At 67.5% G+C, this 16,738-nt stretch carries 15 protein-coding genes; 1 reads left to right on the top strand and 14 read right to left on the bottom strand.

What is annotated here, in order from left to right; translation table 11 throughout:
• Positions 1-25 precede the first annotated feature (25 nt).
• The 14 genes from ACFOMP_RS09955 to ACFOMP_RS09890 form a co-directional block, all read right to left on the bottom strand.
• On the bottom strand, positions 26-1,630 hold the full coding sequence (locus ACFOMP_RS09955) for an ABC transporter substrate-binding protein (RefSeq protein WP_289893542.1): 1,605 nt from the start codon (positions 1,628-1,630) through the stop codon (positions 26-28).
• Between the two features lie 205 nt (positions 1,631-1,835).
• Positions 1,836-2,642, bottom strand: coding sequence for a 5-deoxy-glucuronate isomerase (gene iolB, locus ACFOMP_RS09950; RefSeq protein ID WP_379029987.1), 807 nt, complete (start codon positions 2,640-2,642; stop codon positions 1,836-1,838).
• Positions 2,639-2,824, bottom strand: coding sequence for a hypothetical protein (locus ACFOMP_RS09945; protein ID WP_289893540.1), 186 nt, complete (start codon positions 2,822-2,824; stop codon positions 2,639-2,641). Before ACFOMP_RS09945 ends, iolB begins: the two co-directional genes overlap by 4 nt.
• 9 nt (positions 2,825-2,833) lie before the next feature.
• A complete protein-coding gene (gene iolE, locus ACFOMP_RS09940) occupies positions 2,834-3,730 on the bottom strand; it encodes a myo-inosose-2 dehydratase (RefSeq protein WP_379029985.1) in 897 nt (298 codons plus the stop codon).
• A gap of 10 nt (positions 3,731-3,740) precedes the next feature.
• A complete protein-coding gene (gene iolD / locus ACFOMP_RS09935) occupies positions 3,741-5,570 on the bottom strand; it encodes a 3D-(3,5/4)-trihydroxycyclohexane-1,2-dione acylhydrolase (decyclizing) (RefSeq protein ID WP_379029982.1) in 1,830 nt (609 codons plus the stop codon).
• A complete protein-coding gene (locus tag ACFOMP_RS09930; RefSeq protein WP_379029979.1) occupies positions 5,567-7,495 on the bottom strand; it encodes a bifunctional 5-dehydro-2-deoxygluconokinase/5-dehydro-2-deoxyphosphogluconate aldolase in 1,929 nt (642 codons plus the stop codon). The genes iolD and ACFOMP_RS09930 overlap by 4 nt, the downstream gene beginning before the upstream one ends.
• Positions 7,492-8,298 carry a TIM barrel protein gene (locus ACFOMP_RS09925; RefSeq protein ID WP_379029977.1) on the bottom strand — a complete coding sequence of 269 codons (807 nt, stop codon included), beginning with the start codon at positions 8,296-8,298 and terminating at the stop codon, positions 7,492-7,494. Before ACFOMP_RS09925 ends, ACFOMP_RS09930 begins: the two co-directional genes overlap by 4 nt.
• 9 nt (positions 8,299-8,307) lie before the next feature.
• Positions 8,308-9,318 (bottom strand): Gfo/Idh/MocA family protein, encoded by a 1,011-nt coding sequence (locus ACFOMP_RS09920; RefSeq protein WP_379029974.1) that lies wholly within the window; start codon positions 9,316-9,318, stop codon positions 8,308-8,310.
• A gap of 24 nt (positions 9,319-9,342) precedes the next feature.
• The gene (locus ACFOMP_RS09915) at positions 9,343-10,455 is read right to left on the bottom strand and encodes a Gfo/Idh/MocA family protein (RefSeq protein WP_379029971.1); all 1,113 of its coding nucleotides are present in this window, start codon (positions 10,453-10,455) and stop codon (positions 9,343-9,345) included.
• Positions 10,456-10,458: 3 nt separating this feature from the next.
• Entirely contained in the window at positions 10,459-11,469 is a 1,011-nt protein-coding gene (locus ACFOMP_RS09910) for an ABC transporter permease (RefSeq protein WP_289893533.1), read from the bottom strand.
• Between the two features lie 16 nt (positions 11,470-11,485).
• Positions 11,486-12,997 (bottom strand): sugar ABC transporter ATP-binding protein, encoded by a 1,512-nt coding sequence (locus tag ACFOMP_RS09905; RefSeq protein WP_379029968.1) that lies wholly within the window; start codon positions 12,995-12,997, stop codon positions 11,486-11,488.
• A gap of 53 nt (positions 12,998-13,050) precedes the next feature.
• Positions 13,051-13,992 (bottom strand): sugar ABC transporter substrate-binding protein, encoded by a 942-nt coding sequence (locus ACFOMP_RS09900; protein WP_379029966.1) that lies wholly within the window; start codon positions 13,990-13,992, stop codon positions 13,051-13,053.
• Positions 13,993-14,240: 248 nt separating this feature from the next.
• On the bottom strand, positions 14,241-15,272 hold the full coding sequence (locus ACFOMP_RS09895; RefSeq protein ID WP_379029963.1) for a LacI family DNA-binding transcriptional regulator: 1,032 nt from the start codon (positions 15,270-15,272) through the stop codon (positions 14,241-14,243).
• 90 nt (positions 15,273-15,362) lie between these two features.
• The gene (locus ACFOMP_RS09890) at positions 15,363-15,662 is read right to left on the bottom strand and encodes an alkylphosphonate utilization protein (protein ID WP_379030018.1); all 300 of its coding nucleotides are present in this window, start codon (positions 15,660-15,662) and stop codon (positions 15,363-15,365) included.
• Between the two features lie 174 nt (positions 15,663-15,836).
• On the opposite strand from ACFOMP_RS09890, the gene ACFOMP_RS09885 reads away from it, so the two are divergent.
• On the top strand, positions 15,837-16,709 hold the full coding sequence (locus tag ACFOMP_RS09885; RefSeq protein WP_289893528.1) for a YcaO-like family protein: 873 nt from the start codon (positions 15,837-15,839) through the stop codon (positions 16,707-16,709).
• Positions 16,710-16,738: the final 29 nt, after the last annotated feature.

The following is a 16,738-nucleotide window of genomic DNA, read 5'->3' as shown; positions in this document are numbered from 1 at the left end:
CACGAGTATCAATCCGGGGCTGACCTTATTCGGTCAGGTCCACGGATTCGAAGGTGTAATCGCCCAGCGGCGACTGCACGAAGCCGGTCACGTTCTTGGCCATCGGCACATACTGCGTCGAATGCGCCAGCGTGGCCCAGGGCGCCTCTTGCTTGAAGATGACCTGCGCCTCTTCGTAGAGCTTGACCCGCTCGTCATGGTCCGAGCTGGCCTTGGCCTTGGCCAGCAGGTCCGAGAACCCCTGGTTGCACCAGAAGGCGCGGTTGGCGCCGCCCGGGGTGGCCGCGGCACAGCTGAGCAGCACCGACAGGAAGTTGTCGGGGTCGCCGTTGTCGCCGGTCCAGCCCAGGATGACGGCACCCTTGCGGCCTTCCTCCATCGACTTCTTCAGATATTCGCCCCATTCGTAGCTGATGATCTCGACCTTGACGCCGACCTTGGCGAAATCGCTCTGGATCATCTCGGCGGCACGGCGGGCGTTGGGCATATAGGGGCGCTGCACCGGCATGGCCCAGACTTCCATGGTCAGGTCCTTGACGCCCGCATCCTCGAGCATCTTCTTGGCGGCCTCGGGATCGTACTTATCGTCCTCGATGGCGTTGTTATAGGACCACATGGTCGGCGGGATCGGGTTCTTCGCCACTTCGGCGCTGCCCTGATAGACCGCCTCGACCAGGGCCTTCTTGTCCATGGCCATGTTCAGCGCCTTGCGGACCTCGGGCTTGTCGAAGGGCGCGACGGTGGTGTTATAGGCCAGATAGCCGACGTTCAGGCCCGCCTGCTCGTCCAGCTTGAGATTGGGGTCGGCCTTGATCTCGGCCAGGTCGGCGGGGGCCGGATAGGGCATCAGGTGGCATTCGCCGGCCTTGAGCTTCTGCAGCCGCACCGAGGCGTCGGGGGTGATGGCAAAGACCAGATCGTCGATCTTGGGCGCCTCGCCCCAGTAATCGGCGTTCTTCTGGTAGCGGATCACCGCGTCCTTCTGATAGGCGACGAACTTGAAGGGGCCTGTGCCGATGGGGGCGTTGTTCAGGTCTTCCTTGGTGCCGGCGGTCTCCAGCGCGTCGGCATATTCCTTGGACACGATCGAGACGAAGGGCATCGCCACGTTGGCCAGGAATGGCGCCTCGGGCTGATTCAGGGTGAATTTCACCGTGTGGTCGTCGACCTTCTCGATGGACTTGATCAGCTTGTCCATCTCCATCGAGGAGTAATATTCGTAGGTGATGCCGGGAATATATTCGTGCCAGGGATGGTCGGCCTTGGCCTGACGCTCGAAGGTGAAGATCACGTCATCGGCGTTGAAATCGCGCGAGGGGGTGAACTTGTCGTTGGAGTGGAATTTCACGCCCTGGCGCAGGTGGAAGGTATAGGTCAGCCCGTCCTCGCTGACCTCCCAGCTTTCGGCCAGCGCCGGCTCGATTTCGGTGGTGCCGGGCTTGAACTGCACCAGGCGGTTGTAGACCGCATGGCCCGAGGCATCGAAGGTGGTGCCGGCCGTATAGGGCGCCGGGTCGAAGCCTTCGGGAGAGCCTTCCGAGCAATAGACGAAGGTCTTGGCGTGCAGCGGCGCCGCAGCCATCAGCGCAAAGGCCGACGCCGCAAGCATGCGGGTGGAGAAGAACGACATAATGCCTCCCATGTCTAGAGATATTCCCTGCCCTGATGCAAACGAATCTGCCTGACAGGTCAAGTGCTCTGCCGGGGCTGACTGTCACTTTGCTGGAATGACGCAGCGAAACGCCGAAAAATCCGGCAGGATTCTGTCGTTTCGCCAGCCAGACCCGGGGGAGAAAAGGCAGCCCTTGCCCGCCGGAACGGCCGGCGCGCGGCGCTCAGGCGTTGTCGCGCTGCCAGATCCAGTCGTGATCGGGATGATTCTCGTAACGCCATTTGCGGATCGGGCCGGCCATGACGTTCAGGTAATACATCTCGTAGCCATAGGGCACGCCGCAGGGGTGGTGGCCGCGCGGCACCAGCACGAGATCGTGGTTCTTGACCGCCATGGTCTCGTCCAGGCTGCCGTCCTCGGTAAAGACCCGCTGGATGCCGTAGCCCTGCGGCGGGTTCAGCCGGTGGTAATAGGTCTCCTCCAGATAGGTCATGCGGGGAAAGTCATCCTCATCATGGCGATGCGGCGGATAGCTCGACCAGTTTCCAGCCGGGGTGAAGACCTCGGTGACCAGCAGGCTGTCGCAGAAATCCTCGGCCTCCATGGCGATGTTGTTGATGAAGCGGGTATTGGCGCCCTGCCCGCGCTGGGTCAGCGCGATGCCCTCGGGTCCGATGCGGCGCGCGGGATGCCCGCCCTTGCCGGGGGCAAGGCAGACGGCCAGCGTCAGCGGCGTCACGGCCTCGGCCCGCCAGTCGCTGCCATCGGGCAGATAGAGGCAATGCGGCGGCGTCTTCTCGAACACGTCCAGCCGCGCGCCCATCTCGCCCCAGTCGCGGCCGGCGCCGCCGATGCGGGCCTTGCCCTCGACGATCACCAGGATCGCTTCCATGCCGCCGGTATGGCCCACGGCCACTTCTCCGGGCGCGAGCCGCCAGAGGTCGAAGCCGACATAGGACCAGCCCGCGGCCTCGGGGGTCAGGTGATGGACAAGACCGTGCCGGCCGGCCGGCTTGCGCAACAGGTTCATGGCTCCTCCTTGCGGATGATGAACAGCGCCACGACAAGATAGATCCCCGCCGCCCCGAACAGGATGGCCCAGAACAGGTTCCCGGTCGCCAGCTCGACGCCCGCCCAGGCAAGCGGCAGCAGCGCGCAGAGAATGCGGACCCAAAGCGGGCGGAAGAACGGGTGTTGGGGATCGACCAGCATGGCGACAGGTTAGTGAAGACCGGCGGCCCGCGCCATATCCTTCAGCGCCTTCAGGCCCAGCGACTGGTATTCCAGCGGGTTGCGCTTGTCGGGATCCTGCTCGGCCTCGATCACCAGCCAACCGTCATAGCCGGCCTCGGCCAGGATCTTCAGCAGCGGTCGGAAGTCGATGGCGCCTTCGGGATCGCCGGGCACGGTGAAGGCCCCGGCAAGCACGCCCTGCAGGAAGCTCATGTCCCGGGCGCGCACTTCCTCGGTCACGGCGCGCCGGATGTTCTTGGCGTGGAAATGCGCCACCCGGCCGACATGTTTCTTCAGCACCGCCTCGGGGTCGCCGCCGCCGAAGGTGCAATGCCCGCTGTCGAACAGCAGATGCGTCGCCGGGCCGGTCGCGGCCATGAAGGCGTCGATCTCCTCGGGGCTTTCGACCACGGTGCCCATGTGGTGGTGATAGGCCAGGGTGATGCCCTGCCCGGCCAGATACTGGGCGAATTCCTCCATCCTGCGGCCGAACTCGGCCATTTCCGCGGCGCCCAGGCGCGGCCGGGCGTTGACCGGCACATCGGGCCGCCCATGCACGGTGTTCGAGCATTCGCAGACGATGCAAACCTTGCAGCCATTGGCCTTGAGCCTGGCCAGGTGCTCTTGCACCGCCGCGCTCTCCTCCTCGACCGAGCGGGTCAGCAAGGCGGTCGAATACCAGCCCGAGACGAATTGCAACCCGTAGCGGCCCAGAAGATCCTTGAGCTGCTGCGGGTCCGAGGGCCAGCGATGGCCGTTCTCGATGCCGTCGAAGCCGATGACTTCGCCCGCCTCGTGCAGGATCTGCTCGGTCGGGATATGGGCGCCGATCGACCGGTCGTCGTCATTGGCCCAGGCGATGGGATTGGTTCCAAAGCGGATCATGGGGATTCCTTCAATTGACGAGCGTCTGGTTGCGGCGGTTTTCGATGTATCGGGCATAGGCGTCCTTCAGCCTGTCCGAACCGCCGGCCTGCGGGACGGCGACGTCCCACCAGTGGCCGGCCCCTTGCAGCCCATCGCCGGGGCCGGGTTCGGCGGTGGTGTCGATGACGATCACGGTCGGGATGTCGCGGGGCCGCGCCTTGGCGATCTGCGTCTCCAGATCGGCGATGTCCCGGGCCTTGACGGCATGGGCGCCCATCGACGCGGCATGCGCCACGAAGTCGATCTGCGGCTGCGTCTCGACATTGCAATCGGCATACAGGTTGTTGAAGGCCACGCCGCCGGTGCCGGCCTGCAGGCGGTTGATGCAGCCATAGCCGCGGTTGTCGGTCAGCACCACTGTGAAGGGCACGCGCCGCATCACCGCCGTCGCCAGTTCGGAATTGGCCATCATGTAACTGCCGTCGCCGACGAAACAGATCACCTCGCGCTCCGGGCGGGCGAGCTTCAGCCCCATGGCGCCGGCGATCTCGTAGCCCATGCAGCTATAGCCGTATTCCATGTGATAACCGCCCTGCGCCGGCTGCCAGAGCAGCTTCAGCGCGCCGGGCATGGTGCCGGCCGCGCACATGGCGATGGCCTCGGGGCCGGCGGCGCGCTGCACCGCGCCGATCACCTGCGCGTCGGTCGGCAGCGCATTGCCCTCGGCCGGCGCCGCGCAATGCAGGTCCACCGCCGCCAGCCATTCGGTGCGGGCCCGTCCGTCGAAAGCCGCGCGGTAATCCCCCAGCGCCGCCGTCAGTTCCTCCAGCGCCACGCGGGCATCCGCGACCAGGCCCAGCGCGCCATGCTTGGCTGCATCATGGCCCTGCACGTTGATCGACACGAGCCGCCCGGAAAACAGCGTGCGCGAGCCGGTGGTGAAGTCCTGCAGCCGGGTGCCGACACCGATCACCAGATCCGCCGCGGCCAGCGCCGCATTGGCCGCCGCCGAGCCGTCGACGCCCGAGGCCCCCAGGTTCATCGCATGCGCCTGCGCGAGCGCCGACTTGCCGGCCTGGGTCTCGGTCACCGGGATGCCGTGGCGGCTGGCGAAATCACCCAGCGCCGCCTCGGCCCCGGAATAGATCACGCCGCCGCCGCAGACGATCACCGGCCGCACGGCGGCGCGGATCAGCGCCGCAACCTCCGCCAGTTCGCCGGCATCGGGCCCGGGCCGGCGGATCCGCCAGACCCTGGGGGCGAAGAACGCCTCGGGCCAGTCGTAAGCCTCGGCCTGCACGTCCTGGCAGAAGGCCAGGCAGGCGGGGCCGCAATCGGCCGGATCGGTCATCACCCGCAACGCGCGCGGCAGCGCGGTCAGCAATTGCTCGGGCCGCTGGATGCGGTCGAAATAGCGGCTGACGGCACGGAAGCAGTCATTGGCGCTGACCGTGCCGTCGTCGAAATCCTCGACCTGCTGCAGCACCGGATCGGGCCGGCGGTTTGCGAAGACATCGCCCGGAATGAACAGCACCGGCAGGCGGTTCACATGCGCCAGCGCCGCCGCCGTCACCATGTTGGTCGCCCCCGGGCCGATGGAACTGGTCACCGCCTGGCAACGCCGTCGGGCATGACCCTTGGCATAGGCGATGGCGGCATGCGCCATGGTCTGTTCATTCTGGCCGCGCCAGGTCGGGAAGGCGTCGCCGATGCCCTGCAGCGCCTCGCCCAGGCCGGCGACGTTGCCATGGCCGAAGATCGCCCAGACGCCCTCGATGAAGCGCTCGCCCTCCCCGGTCCTCTGCACCGACAGCCAGCGCACCATCGCCTGGGCTGCGGTCAAGCGGATGGTGCTCATACCAGTTCCTCCTTCTTGGCCATGGCACGCGCCTCGTCCCAGATACCGCTCAGCCGCGCGAAGCGACCGGCCATCTGAGAGACGGCCTCCTCGTCCGACACTTCACCCTTCAGCCAGCGCCGCGCCACCTCGCCGAAGATCGTCCGGCCGACGGCGAAGCCCTTGACCAGCGGAAAGGCCGCCGCCACCGCGAAACTGGCGCTCAGCGCGGCCTCGGGCGCGTCGAGCCCCAGCACCACGATGCCACGGGTATAGCGGTCGTGCTCCTCGATGGCGGCGATGGCGTTGGACCAGGCCGCGCGGGTCCGCATCGGCTCGAGCTTCCACCAGTCGGGATAGATGCCGATGGCATAGAACTGCCGGATCAGCGTGGCGGTGGTCGCGTCATCGATCGGCCCGACCTTCGAGGGAATGATCTCCAGCAGGAATTCCAGCCCGTTGCGACGCGCGGCGGCGAACAGGCGCTTGACCGTGGCCTCCTGCGCGGCGCGCGTCTCGGCATCATCCTCGGGATGGCAGTAGCACAGCACCTTGACCACGTTCTCGCGCGCCCATTCGGCCAGCGCGCCGCAATCCGGGCCCAGCTCCGGCTCCAGGTCCAGCGGCCGCGAGCCCGGCCATTCGCAGGGCCGGCCGATCCACAGCCCGGTCCCCGAGGCCCGATGCAGCGCCCGCCGGCCGATGCGGTTGTCGCAAAGGATGCCATGGCCCGGCCGGCCATCCGCCACCTGCAGCGCCGCCTGCAGGCAGAGTTCCTTGAAGGTCCCGCCCTTTTCCGGCGTGTAGCCCGGCATCTCCTCGAGCTGCGCGCGGTGGTCGAAGGCAAAGACCCGGATGGTGGACCAGTCGCCCGCGCCGGGATTGCTGCGGTTGGTGGCCCAGTGGACCTGTTCCAGTTCCGCATCGTTGCGCAGGTCCGGCCGCAGCACGCCGCGTTTGAGGAAAAACTCCAGCTCCACCAGCGACGGATAGGCCGGGGTGCAGCCGTGGCGCGAGACCGCGAAGGCGCCGCAGGCATTGGCGTATTCCAGCGCCTTCGGCCAGTCCTTGTCGTCCAGCCAGCCCTTCATCAGCCCCGAGAAGAAGCCGTCGCCGGCGCCCAGCACGTTGAACACCTCGATCGGGAAGCCGGGGCCGGTCTGGCCGTCATCGAGGCTGTCCGGGATTGCGCCCTCGATGGCCACCGCACCGGCGGCGCCGCGCTTGCAGACCAGCGTGGCGGTGCTGACCGCGCGCACCGCACGCAGCGCTTCGATGGTGTCGGTGCTGCCGCCGGCGATGTGGAACTCCTCCTCGGTGCCGACGATCAGGTCGAAAAGCGGCAGTGTCGCCTGCAGCCGGGCAGTCACCGCGGCGCTTGCGACGAAGCGGCTCTCTCCCTCGCCATGCCCGGCCACGCCCCAGAGGTTCGGCCGATAGTCGATGTCCAGCGCCGTCCGCGCGCCGTGCTTGCGCGCCAGGTTCAGCGCCTTCAGCACCGCCGCCTCGGTGCGCGGATGCGACAGATGCGTGCCGGTGGCCAGCACCGCGCGGGCCTCGGCGATGAAACCCTCGTCGATATCCGCCTCGCTCAGCGCCATGTCGGCGCAGTTCTCGCGATAGAAGATCAGCGGGAAGCTGTCCTCGTCGCGGATGCCCAGCAGCACCAGCGCCGTCAGCCGCTCGGGGTCGGTGGCGACGCCGCGCACATCCACGCCCTCGCGGACCAGTTGTTCGCGGATGAACCGGCCCATATGCTCGTCGCCGACCCGGGTGATCACCGCCGAGCGCAGCCCCAGACGCGCCGTGCCGCAGGCGATGTTCGTCGGAGAGCCGCCGATATATTTGGCGAACGATCCCATGTCCTCCAGCCGGCCGCCAACCTGCTGGCCGTAGAGATCGACCGACGAACGGCCGATGGTGATGACGTCCAGCGTCTTCGTCATGCCGGGCTCCCCGCAGATACCGCGACGGAGTTGCGCAGGTGCTCCATGCTGGCGCGCAGCGCGGTTTCGATATCCTCCAGCGCATGCACCTCGGGCGCGAAGGGCTCGAAGCTGACCGGGCCGTCATAGCCGTCCGCCAGCAGCGCCTGCAGCTGCGCGACGTTCTCTAGCCGGTCATCGGCGTCCACCAGCGCGCGATGGCCGTCCAGCATCGTCGCGACCGCCAGCGCCGGATCGGTCACGCCCGAGACATGCACGAGGCCGGTGCGATGCGGGAAGTATTCCGTCTCGCCCGCCAGATGATGGTGAAACGTGTCGTGCAGCAGGCGGAAGGCGTCGAAACCGCCGGCCTCGGCGATGGCGGCCACCGCCTCGGCCTTGCGGCGCAGCGAACTTTGCGGAAAGCCCAGCGGCTCGACCAGCCCGGTCAGCCCGCGCGGCCGCAGGATGTCGCGCAGCCTGTCCAGCGCCGCCACCGTCCGGGAATGCGCGATCTCGGTGCCGTCGTTCAGCGGGCACAGCACCAGCGCCCCCGCCCCTGCCCCGGCGGCGAAATCGGCCAGCCGCTCGGCGCGGGCAGCCAGATCGTCGCTCCACCGGTTGAAGGGATAGAGCGCGTTGACCGACAGGATCGCGACGCCGGCATCGGCGGCCAGGCGGGCGACCTCGGCCGGGGCCTGCCCGGTCACGTCGGGCAGGTCGTTGCGGATCTCAACCTCGGTGCAGCCCAGGCGGCGGGCCAGGGCGAAGAACTCGGCCAGCGGCAGGCGCGGGGCGACGATATGGTTCAGGGCGAAGCGCATGGCGGAACCTCAGGCGTAAAGGGCGGGACGGGCGGGCAGGTCGATGGCGACGGCCTCGCCCGCGGCGTCCTGGGCGGCGACGCAGGCATCGGCGGTGACGGCGGCGACATAGCCGTCCCAGGCGGTCGGGCCAGCGGCGGTGCCCTGGGCCGCCGCCTTCAGGAAATCGGCCAGTTCGTAATCGTAGCTGTCGATGAAGCGGTCCTTCCAGTCCATCAGGATCGGCTGGCCCAGCACGGCACCCGAGCGGGTCTGGATGCCCATCGGCTCGGGCAGCCGGGCGATGCCGTCCTCGCCCACGATCTCGCATTGGATGTCGTAGCCGTAATGGCAGTTCACGAAGACCTCGACGTCGATCACCACGCCGCCGGCGGTCTCCAGCACCACCACCTGCGGGTCGCGCAGGTTTTCATGGGCGCGGGGCGACTTGCGCGGAAAGAACACCCGGGCGCTGACATAGTCGTCGTCGAGCAGCCAGCGCAGCACGTCGATCTCGTGGATCAGCGTGTCATGGATCGCCATCGGCGTCAGGTAATTCTCGCCCACGCGCGGGTTGCGATGCGCGGCATGGACCATCAGCGGCGCGCCGGTCACTCCGGCGACCGCCTTTTTCAGCGCCACATAGCCCGGATCGTAGCGGCGCATGAAGCCGACCTGCACCAGCCGCCTGCCGGCGGCCTGCTCGGCCTCGACGATGCGCTTCGCGCCCTCGGCGGTGGTGGCCAGCGGCTTTTCGCAGAAGCAGGGCTTGCCGGCGGCAATGGCGGCCAGGACATAGTCCTCATGCGTCTGGCCCCAGGAGCAGACCAGGATCGCATCCACATCCGCATCCTTGATCAGCGCATGCGCGTCGTCGAAGATCCGCGCCTCGGGGGCGTGGTCGCGCTGGCAGGTCTCGGCATTGGCGCGGTTCACGTCGTTCAGCGCCGTGACCCGGGCGCCCGCCAGCACCCGGTTGATGCGCCGGGTATGGTCCTGGCCGATGGCGCCGGTGCCGATGACTCCGATCTTCAAGATCATGGGGATATGCTCCGATAGGGTGTTTCAGAAGACCACGGCGCGGCCGATCTCGGCGGACCGGGCCATGCCGTGGATGATGCGTTCGATGGCGAGGCCGGCGGTAAAGTCGGGCCAGGCCGGGCTGCCGGTCTCGATGGCCTCGCGCAGCAGCTGCGCCTCGACCACCTTCTGTTCGTTGAAGCCGAAATTATGCCCGCCCGCCGGGCAGAAGGCGGCGAAGCCGGGCTGCGCCGGGCCGGTCAGGATGCGGCGGAAGCCGTCCGCCTGCGCCGCGCCGGGCTGGTAGAGCCACAGTTCGTTCATCCGCTCCTGATCGAAGCGCAGCGTGCCTTCGCTGCCCTGCACCTCCCAGGCCAGGCGGCAGCGATAGCCGCGTGCCACCCGCGAGCAGGAAAACTCGCCCGAGGCGCCCGAGTCGAAACGGATCAGCGCCTGGGCCTGGTCCTCGTTCTCGACCCGCGCCGTTCCGTCCTGGTGCGGACGTTCGGCGATCACGGTATCGGCCTGCGCATAGACGCGGGCCACCGGCCCCATCAGCGCCAGCATGGCCGAGACCAGATGGCAACCCAGATCGCCGAGCGCCCCCAGCCCGCCGTCCTTGCGGGTCAGCCGCCAGCTCCAGGGCAGGCCGGGGTCGGCCATGTAATCCTCGTCATAGACGCCGCGGAAATGGAGCCTTCGGCCGATGGCCCCTTGCGCCACCAGGTCCACGGCGGCGCGGAAGGCGGGCGAGCGGGTGTAGTTGTAGCCCAGCATCGTCACCCGCCCCGAGGCGCGGGCGGCCGCCTCCATCGCCTCGGCATCCGCGACGGTCAGGGCCATGGGCTTTTCCAGCCAGACATGCTTGCCGGCCGCCAGCGCCGCCTCGGCCATCTCGCGATGCAGGCCGTTCGGCGTGGTGATGGACACCACGTCCACCGCCGGATCGGCCACCGCCGCCCGCCAGTCGCCGCTGGCGCGGGCAAAGCCCCATGATGCGGCCAGGGCTGCGGCCTTGTCGGCGGGCGTGTCGGCCAGGATCTCCAGCCGGGGCGGCTGGCCGCCGAAGGCGGTGGCGAGGTTGCGCCAGGCCATGGCGTGGCATTTGCCCATGAAGCCGGTGCCGATCAGCGCGACACCCAGGGAAGCGCGGGCCATGGCTCAGACCTTCTTGCGCTTCTTCTGGCGATAGACATCGGCCACCACGGCGGCGACGATGATCACGCCCTTGATCATTTCCTGGTAATAGGCGTCGAGCCGCAGGAAGGTGAAGCCCGAGATGATGACGCCGAAGATCACCATGCCGATCATCGTCCCCAGGATCGAGCCCCTGCCCCCGGTCAGCGACACGCCGCCGATCACCGCCATGGCGATGGCGTCGAGTTCGTACATGGTGCCCATGCCGGCCTGCGCCGTCAGGCCGCGCGCCGCCACCACGATCCCGGCCAGCGCCGACAGAAGCCCGGCGATGGCATAGATCTTGACCAGCTGCCTTTCGACATTGATGCCCGAGACGCGCGCCGCCTGCGGGTTGGCGCCGATGGCATAGGTGAACTTGCCATAGCGGGTGTATTTCAGCGCGACGTGGAAGATCAGCGCCACCACCAGGAAGATGAAAACCGGCGTCATGCCCTTGCCGATGGCGGCGAAGCTGTCCGAGGGGAAGCTGATCGGCTGGCCTTTGGTATACCATTTGGCAAAGCCGCGCGCCGTCACCATCATGCCCAGCGTGGCGATGAAGGGCGGAATTTTCGTATAGGCGATCAACGCGCCGTTGATGATGCCGCAGATCAGCCCGAACAGCAGCCCGACGGCCAGCGGCACCAGCACCGGCAGGCCGGTCAGCGCCGGATAGACCGCGCGTTCGTATCCCGCCGCCTGCGCCAGGCTCATCGAGACCATGGCCGTGGCGCCGACGATCGAGCCCGACGACAGGTCGATGCCGCCCGAGATGATCACCTGCGTCACCCCGATGGCGATGATGCCCACCACCGAGACCTGCAGGATCATGATCGACAGCCGCTGCCAGTTGCCCAGGAAACTTTGCCCCTGGGTGATCCAGCCCAGGATCTCGAAGGTCAGGCTGATGCCGACCAGCACCAGCAGGATGTTGAGTTCCGCCATCATCGGGCGGTGGCGGCGCTGCGGCGCGGCCATGCTTGCGTCTGACATGAGGCCTTCCTTCCCGTTACTTCGCGGCCAGCGACATGATCTTGACCTGATCGGCCTCGGCCCGGTCGAGGAAGCCCGACACATGGCCTTCGTGCATGACCATGATGCGGTCGCTCATGCCCAGGACCTCGGGCATTTCCGAGGAAATCATGATGACGGCCACGCCTTGCGCGGCCAGCTTGGTGATCAGGCGGTGGATCTCGGACTTGGCGCCGACGTCGATGCCGCGCGTGGGTTCGTCCAGGATCAGGATGCGCGGCTCGGTCAGGAGCCAGCGCGCGATCAGCAGCTTCTGCTGGTTGCCGCCCGACAGGTTCTCGACCGTCTCGTGCAGGCTCGGGGTCTTGACCCGCAGCGTCGCGGCCATCGCCTCGGCCTTGGCGGTGATGGCCTTCTGGTCGATGAAGCCGTTCTTCACATGGCCGCGGGTGATCAGCGCCGACTGGATGTTTTCCAGGCAGTCGAGGATCAGGAAGCAGCCGGTCTCCTTCCTGTCCTCGGTCAGGAAGGCCATGCCATGCGCCATCGCGTCCGAGGGACAGGCGATGCGCGCGTGCCGGCCGTCGATCAGGATGTCGCCGATGGGCGCGGGATGCACGCCGAAGATCGCCTCGGCCACGTCCGAGCGTTTCGAGCCGACCAGCCCGGCGATGCCCAGGATCTCGCCCTTGCGAACGCTGAAGCTGACGTCGTGGAACACGCCCGGCAGGGTCAGGTTGCGGACCTCGAGCACGGTCTCGCCGATCTCGCAGTCGATCTTGGGGAACATCTCGGTGATCTCGCGGCCGACCATCATGCGGATGATGTCGTCGCGGGTCACGCCGCTGGAGGGATGCGTCCCGACATATTTGCCGTCGCGGAACACGGTGAACTCGTCGGCGATCTCGAACAGCTCGTTCATCTTGTGGGTGATGTAGACGATGCCGATGCCGCGCGATTTCAGGTCGCGGATGATGGCGAAAAGATGCGCGACCTCGGTCTCGGTGATGGCGCTGGTCGGCTCGTCCATGATCAGCACGTCGGAATCATAGCTGACCGCCCTGGCGATCTCGACCATCTGCTTCTGCGCCACGGTCAGCTCGCTGACCTGCTGGTCGGGGTCCAGCCGGATGTTCAGCCTGCCCAGCAGGTCGGCGGTCATCCGCCGCATCCGGCCGTGATCGACCAGGCCAAGGCGGTTCAGCGGCTCGCGCCGGATCCAGATGTTCTCGGCCACCGTCATCCAGTTCATCAGGTTCAGCTCCTGATGGATCATGGCGATGCCCGAGTTCAGCGCGTCGAGCGGGGTCTTCACGCTCAGCGGCTGGCCGGCAAAGCGCACCTCGCCGCTGTCGGGCGTATAGACCCCGGCGATGATCTTCATCAGCGTCGATTTGCCGGCGCCGTTCTCGCCCATCAGCGCGTGGACGGTGCCGGGGCGGATCTTCAGCTGCACCCCGTCCAGCGCCTTCACGCCCGGGAATTCCTTGGTGATATTGTCGACTTCCAGAATGAACTCGCCCTGCCAGGCGTTGGTGCGGTCAAGCATCGGCTTCCCCCCTGTCTTGATCCGGCGGGGCCGGCGCGGCCCCGCCGCAAGGCTCAGTTCCTGGACAGGAACTGGTCCAGGTTCTGGGGCGTGACGAGCTGGAAGGGCACGTAGACCTTTTGCTCGACCGCCTCGCCGCGGGCGAGTTTCAGCGCCGTATCGACGGCGCCATGCCCCTGCCCGGCGGCGTCCTGGAACACCGTCACGTCCAGGTCGCCGGCCGTCATCGCCGCCAGCGCGTCCTGCGTCGCGTCGACGCCGCCGATCACCACCGAATCCATGTCGCGACCGGCCGATTTCAGCGCCTGGATGGCGCCGATGGCCATTTCGTCATTGTTCGAGATCACCGCGTCGAACTCGGTCCCGGCGGACAGCCAGTTGCTGACCAGATCGGCGCCCTGGGTGCGTGACCAGTTCGCCGTCTGCTCCTGCACGATGGTGATGAAGCCGCATTCCGGCGTCGCCAGCACGTCCTTGATGTCCTGGGTCCGCATCCGGGCCGCCTGGTTCGACAGCTCGCCCATCAGCACCACGGCCTTGGCCTCGGTCTTGCCCTGCTCTTTCAAGAGCCGGCAGATCTCCTGCGTTTCCAGCGTGCCGGATTCCTTTTCGTCCGAGGCGACGAAGGCCTGCTTCTCGGGCAGGCTGTCCAGGTTCACCGGCTGGCGGTTGACGAAGACCAGCGGGATGCCGGCATTCTGGGCCGCGGCGCTCATGGCGATGGTGGCATCGGTGTCGACCGGGTTCACGATGATCGCATCGACGCCCGAGGCCACGAAATTCTCGATCTGGTTCAGCTGCTTGCCGACATCGTTCTGCGCATCCTCGACCTGAAGCGTCACCCCGTCCAGCGTCGCGGCGTGCTCCTGCATGCCGTTGCGCAGCACGGTCAGGAAGTTGTCGTCGAACAACGCCATGGAAACGCCGATGGTCTCGGCCGCAGCCGCCCCCGAAAGCGACGCGGCGCAGGCCGTCGCCAGCAGAAATCTCTTCATCACTATCCTCCCCATTTCCGGTTCATGCGGGCGCGACCCGCTTCAGCCGGGGCATCGGCTGCCGGGCCTGCCACAAGGCATGCACGGGCGCCGCGTCCCTGTCTTGCTGCCGGTCCGGGGCTCCTCCTCCCCGGGACCGTGCAGAAGCATTCGGGCAGAACACGATTCACGTCAAATGCTTTGGGAGGGAGTTCCCATCATGAATGATAGAAAGAGAGCCGAAAATGATGGTTTTCCATCATTCCCGATCACAGGCTTTCCGGCGTTACCACCAGCGCGTTCACGAAGCGCTGGCCGGGGTTCTCGGCCATGCCGTGTTCCAGCACATGCCCGACCGCGCTGAGCACATCGGCGGAAAGCGGCTGCAACGGCGTCGCCAGCACCACCGAGACCACGCCCTGCATCAGCCCCTGCCGCGATTCCGGCGTCAGCTCGTGCACGATCAGCGCCACCTTGCCGCCCAGCCCCAGCTCCTGAATGGCGGCGATGGCGCCCTCCATGCCGCCGCCGGCGCAATAGATGCCGGTCAGGTCGGGATGGCGGGCCGCGATCTCCAGCGTCGTTTCATAGGTCAGTTGCCGGGTCTCGAGATTGATCATCGTGTCGAGAAACGGGATCTCGGGCGCGCATTCGCGGAAATAGCTGCGAAAGCCGGCCTCGCGCAGGTCATGGCCGTGAAAGCGGTGCCCGCCGATGAACAGCGCGATCTTGCCGGATTGCTGCATGATCCGGTGCATGAGCCAGGCGGCGGTCCGGCCGGTTTTCAGGTTGTTGGTGCCCAGATAGGCCTCGCGCACGCCGGCGGCGAAATCGGACAGCATCGAGAAGACCGGGATGCCGCGGCCGCGCAGCATCGCCACCGCCGAGGTCACGTCATGATGGTCAATCCCGGTCGCGGCGACGGCCTGCACCTTGCCGGCCATGCCGGCCATGGTCTCGGCGAAATCGGCCGGCGACTGGCCGGGCGAGAAGCGGACCGTCAGCCGCCAGCGCCGCAGCGGGTCCAGGCGGGCCGCCGCCTCCAGCCGGCCGGCGAAGTCCTGGTAGAAGGCATGGCGTTCCTTTTGCAGGACGATGCCCAGATGCAGCTCGGGCACATGCGCCAGCGCCCGGGCCCGGATGGCCGGGGCGGCATGATAACCCACCGCCTCGGCGGCTTCCGAGACCTTGCGCGCGGTCTCCTCGCGCACCCGGGCGCGGCCGTTCAGCACCCGGTCCACCGTCGCCACGCTGACGCCGGCGGCGCGGGCCACATCCTCGATGGTCGAACGTCCCGCCATGCTTCCCTCATCCCATTGACGGGAAGCGTGATGGAAATACGTCAGGATTGCAATGCCCGGCGGCGGCGGTGCCCGCCCCTGCCCGGCGGCTCAGCGCTTGCGGACGAATTCGGTGCGTAGCACCAGTCCCTTGATCGACTCGTGGCGGCAATCGATCTCCTCGGGGTTGCCGGTCAGCCGGATCGAACGGATGACCGTCCCTTGCTTCAGCACCTGGCTGGTGCCCTTGACCTTCAGATCCTTGATCAGCGTCACCGAATCGCCGTCGGCCAGGACATTGCCGGCCGCATCGCGGGCGACGGGCAAGGCCGCCTCGGCCGCCACGGCCATTTCCGAGGCCGGGCGCCACTCTCCGCTCGCCTCGTCATAGACATAATCCTCGTCGGCCATGACCCGGCCCTCCTGCCACTGTTTCAAGGCCGTCGTAGCGATCACGGCCCCTTGCGGCAAGCCGTTGCGGAAGGTGAAGCGCCCGGCGCCGCCCGCCGGCCAAAATTCACGCCGGGATCACAGCCAGTCGCTAGGTCGGAGGAAGCCGGGACTTGAAAGGACATCTGCAATCCGATGGAACAGCTTTGCCGCCGCACCGAGGATCTGACCGACAGCTGGCAGCGCCACGATTGGCGCGAAAGCTTCTTCGCCCCGGGCCTCGTCATCCTGCAGGCCCTGACCCGCGACGGCCGCACCGCCAGCGGCGCCGGATCGACCAGGGACGAGGCCTTCGACCGCTGCCTTGGCGAAACCGCCGAGATCCACGCCCTTGCCGAATGGCGACGACGGGGCGGCGAGTTCGAGCCGTGGCGCGACGGGGTGGCGGCGCATCCCGACCCCGCCCTTGCCTGCGAGACCGCCCGCAACGAGACCTGCGAGCGCGAGGCGGTCGCCGACTGGTGGCTGGGGCGCCAGCCGGCCGCGCCGGTCTCGGACGCATGGATCGCGCAGGCCGGCCTGGCCGCGCGCCTGGAGGACATGCGCCGGGGCGCGGCGCTGCGCCGGCGCACCGACTGGTGGCAGATCCGCAGCAGCTGCGAGCCCTGCGTCATGGTCTGCCGCAGCATGAGCCTGGAGGGACAGGACCCGGTGCTGGGCTTCGGCTGCCATGACGACCCCGTGGCGGCGGCGGACAAGGCGCTGCGCGAGCTGCTGCTGATGGAGCTGACCCTGATGGAGCTGCTGGCCGCGCGCTCGACCGGCGACGAGGCGGCGCTGGAGTCGGTGCGCGCGCGCATCCGCGGCTATGCGCTGCACGCGCCGCGACTGTTTCCCGATGCGGCCGAGGTGTTGCCCGCCGCGCCCTGCGCCCTGGTGCCGGAATTCCGGCCCCAGCCCGAATGCCGCGAGATCTCGCCCCCCCATGCACCGGTCAGCGTCTGGATTTGTCAGCCCGGCACGCCATCCCCCCTTTTCACGACGCAGACTGGCCTGCCATATTTGTAGTGATTCCAATGCATGAGGATGGGACGGCC

The organism is Paracoccus simplex, from assembly GCF_042648325.1.
GTDB classification, from domain to species: domain Bacteria; phylum Pseudomonadota; class Alphaproteobacteria; order Rhodobacterales; family Rhodobacteraceae; genus Paracoccus; species Paracoccus simplex.
The sequence above is the reverse complement of the archived record's forward strand: the minus strand, read 5'-3'. Positions and strand labels throughout refer to the sequence as shown.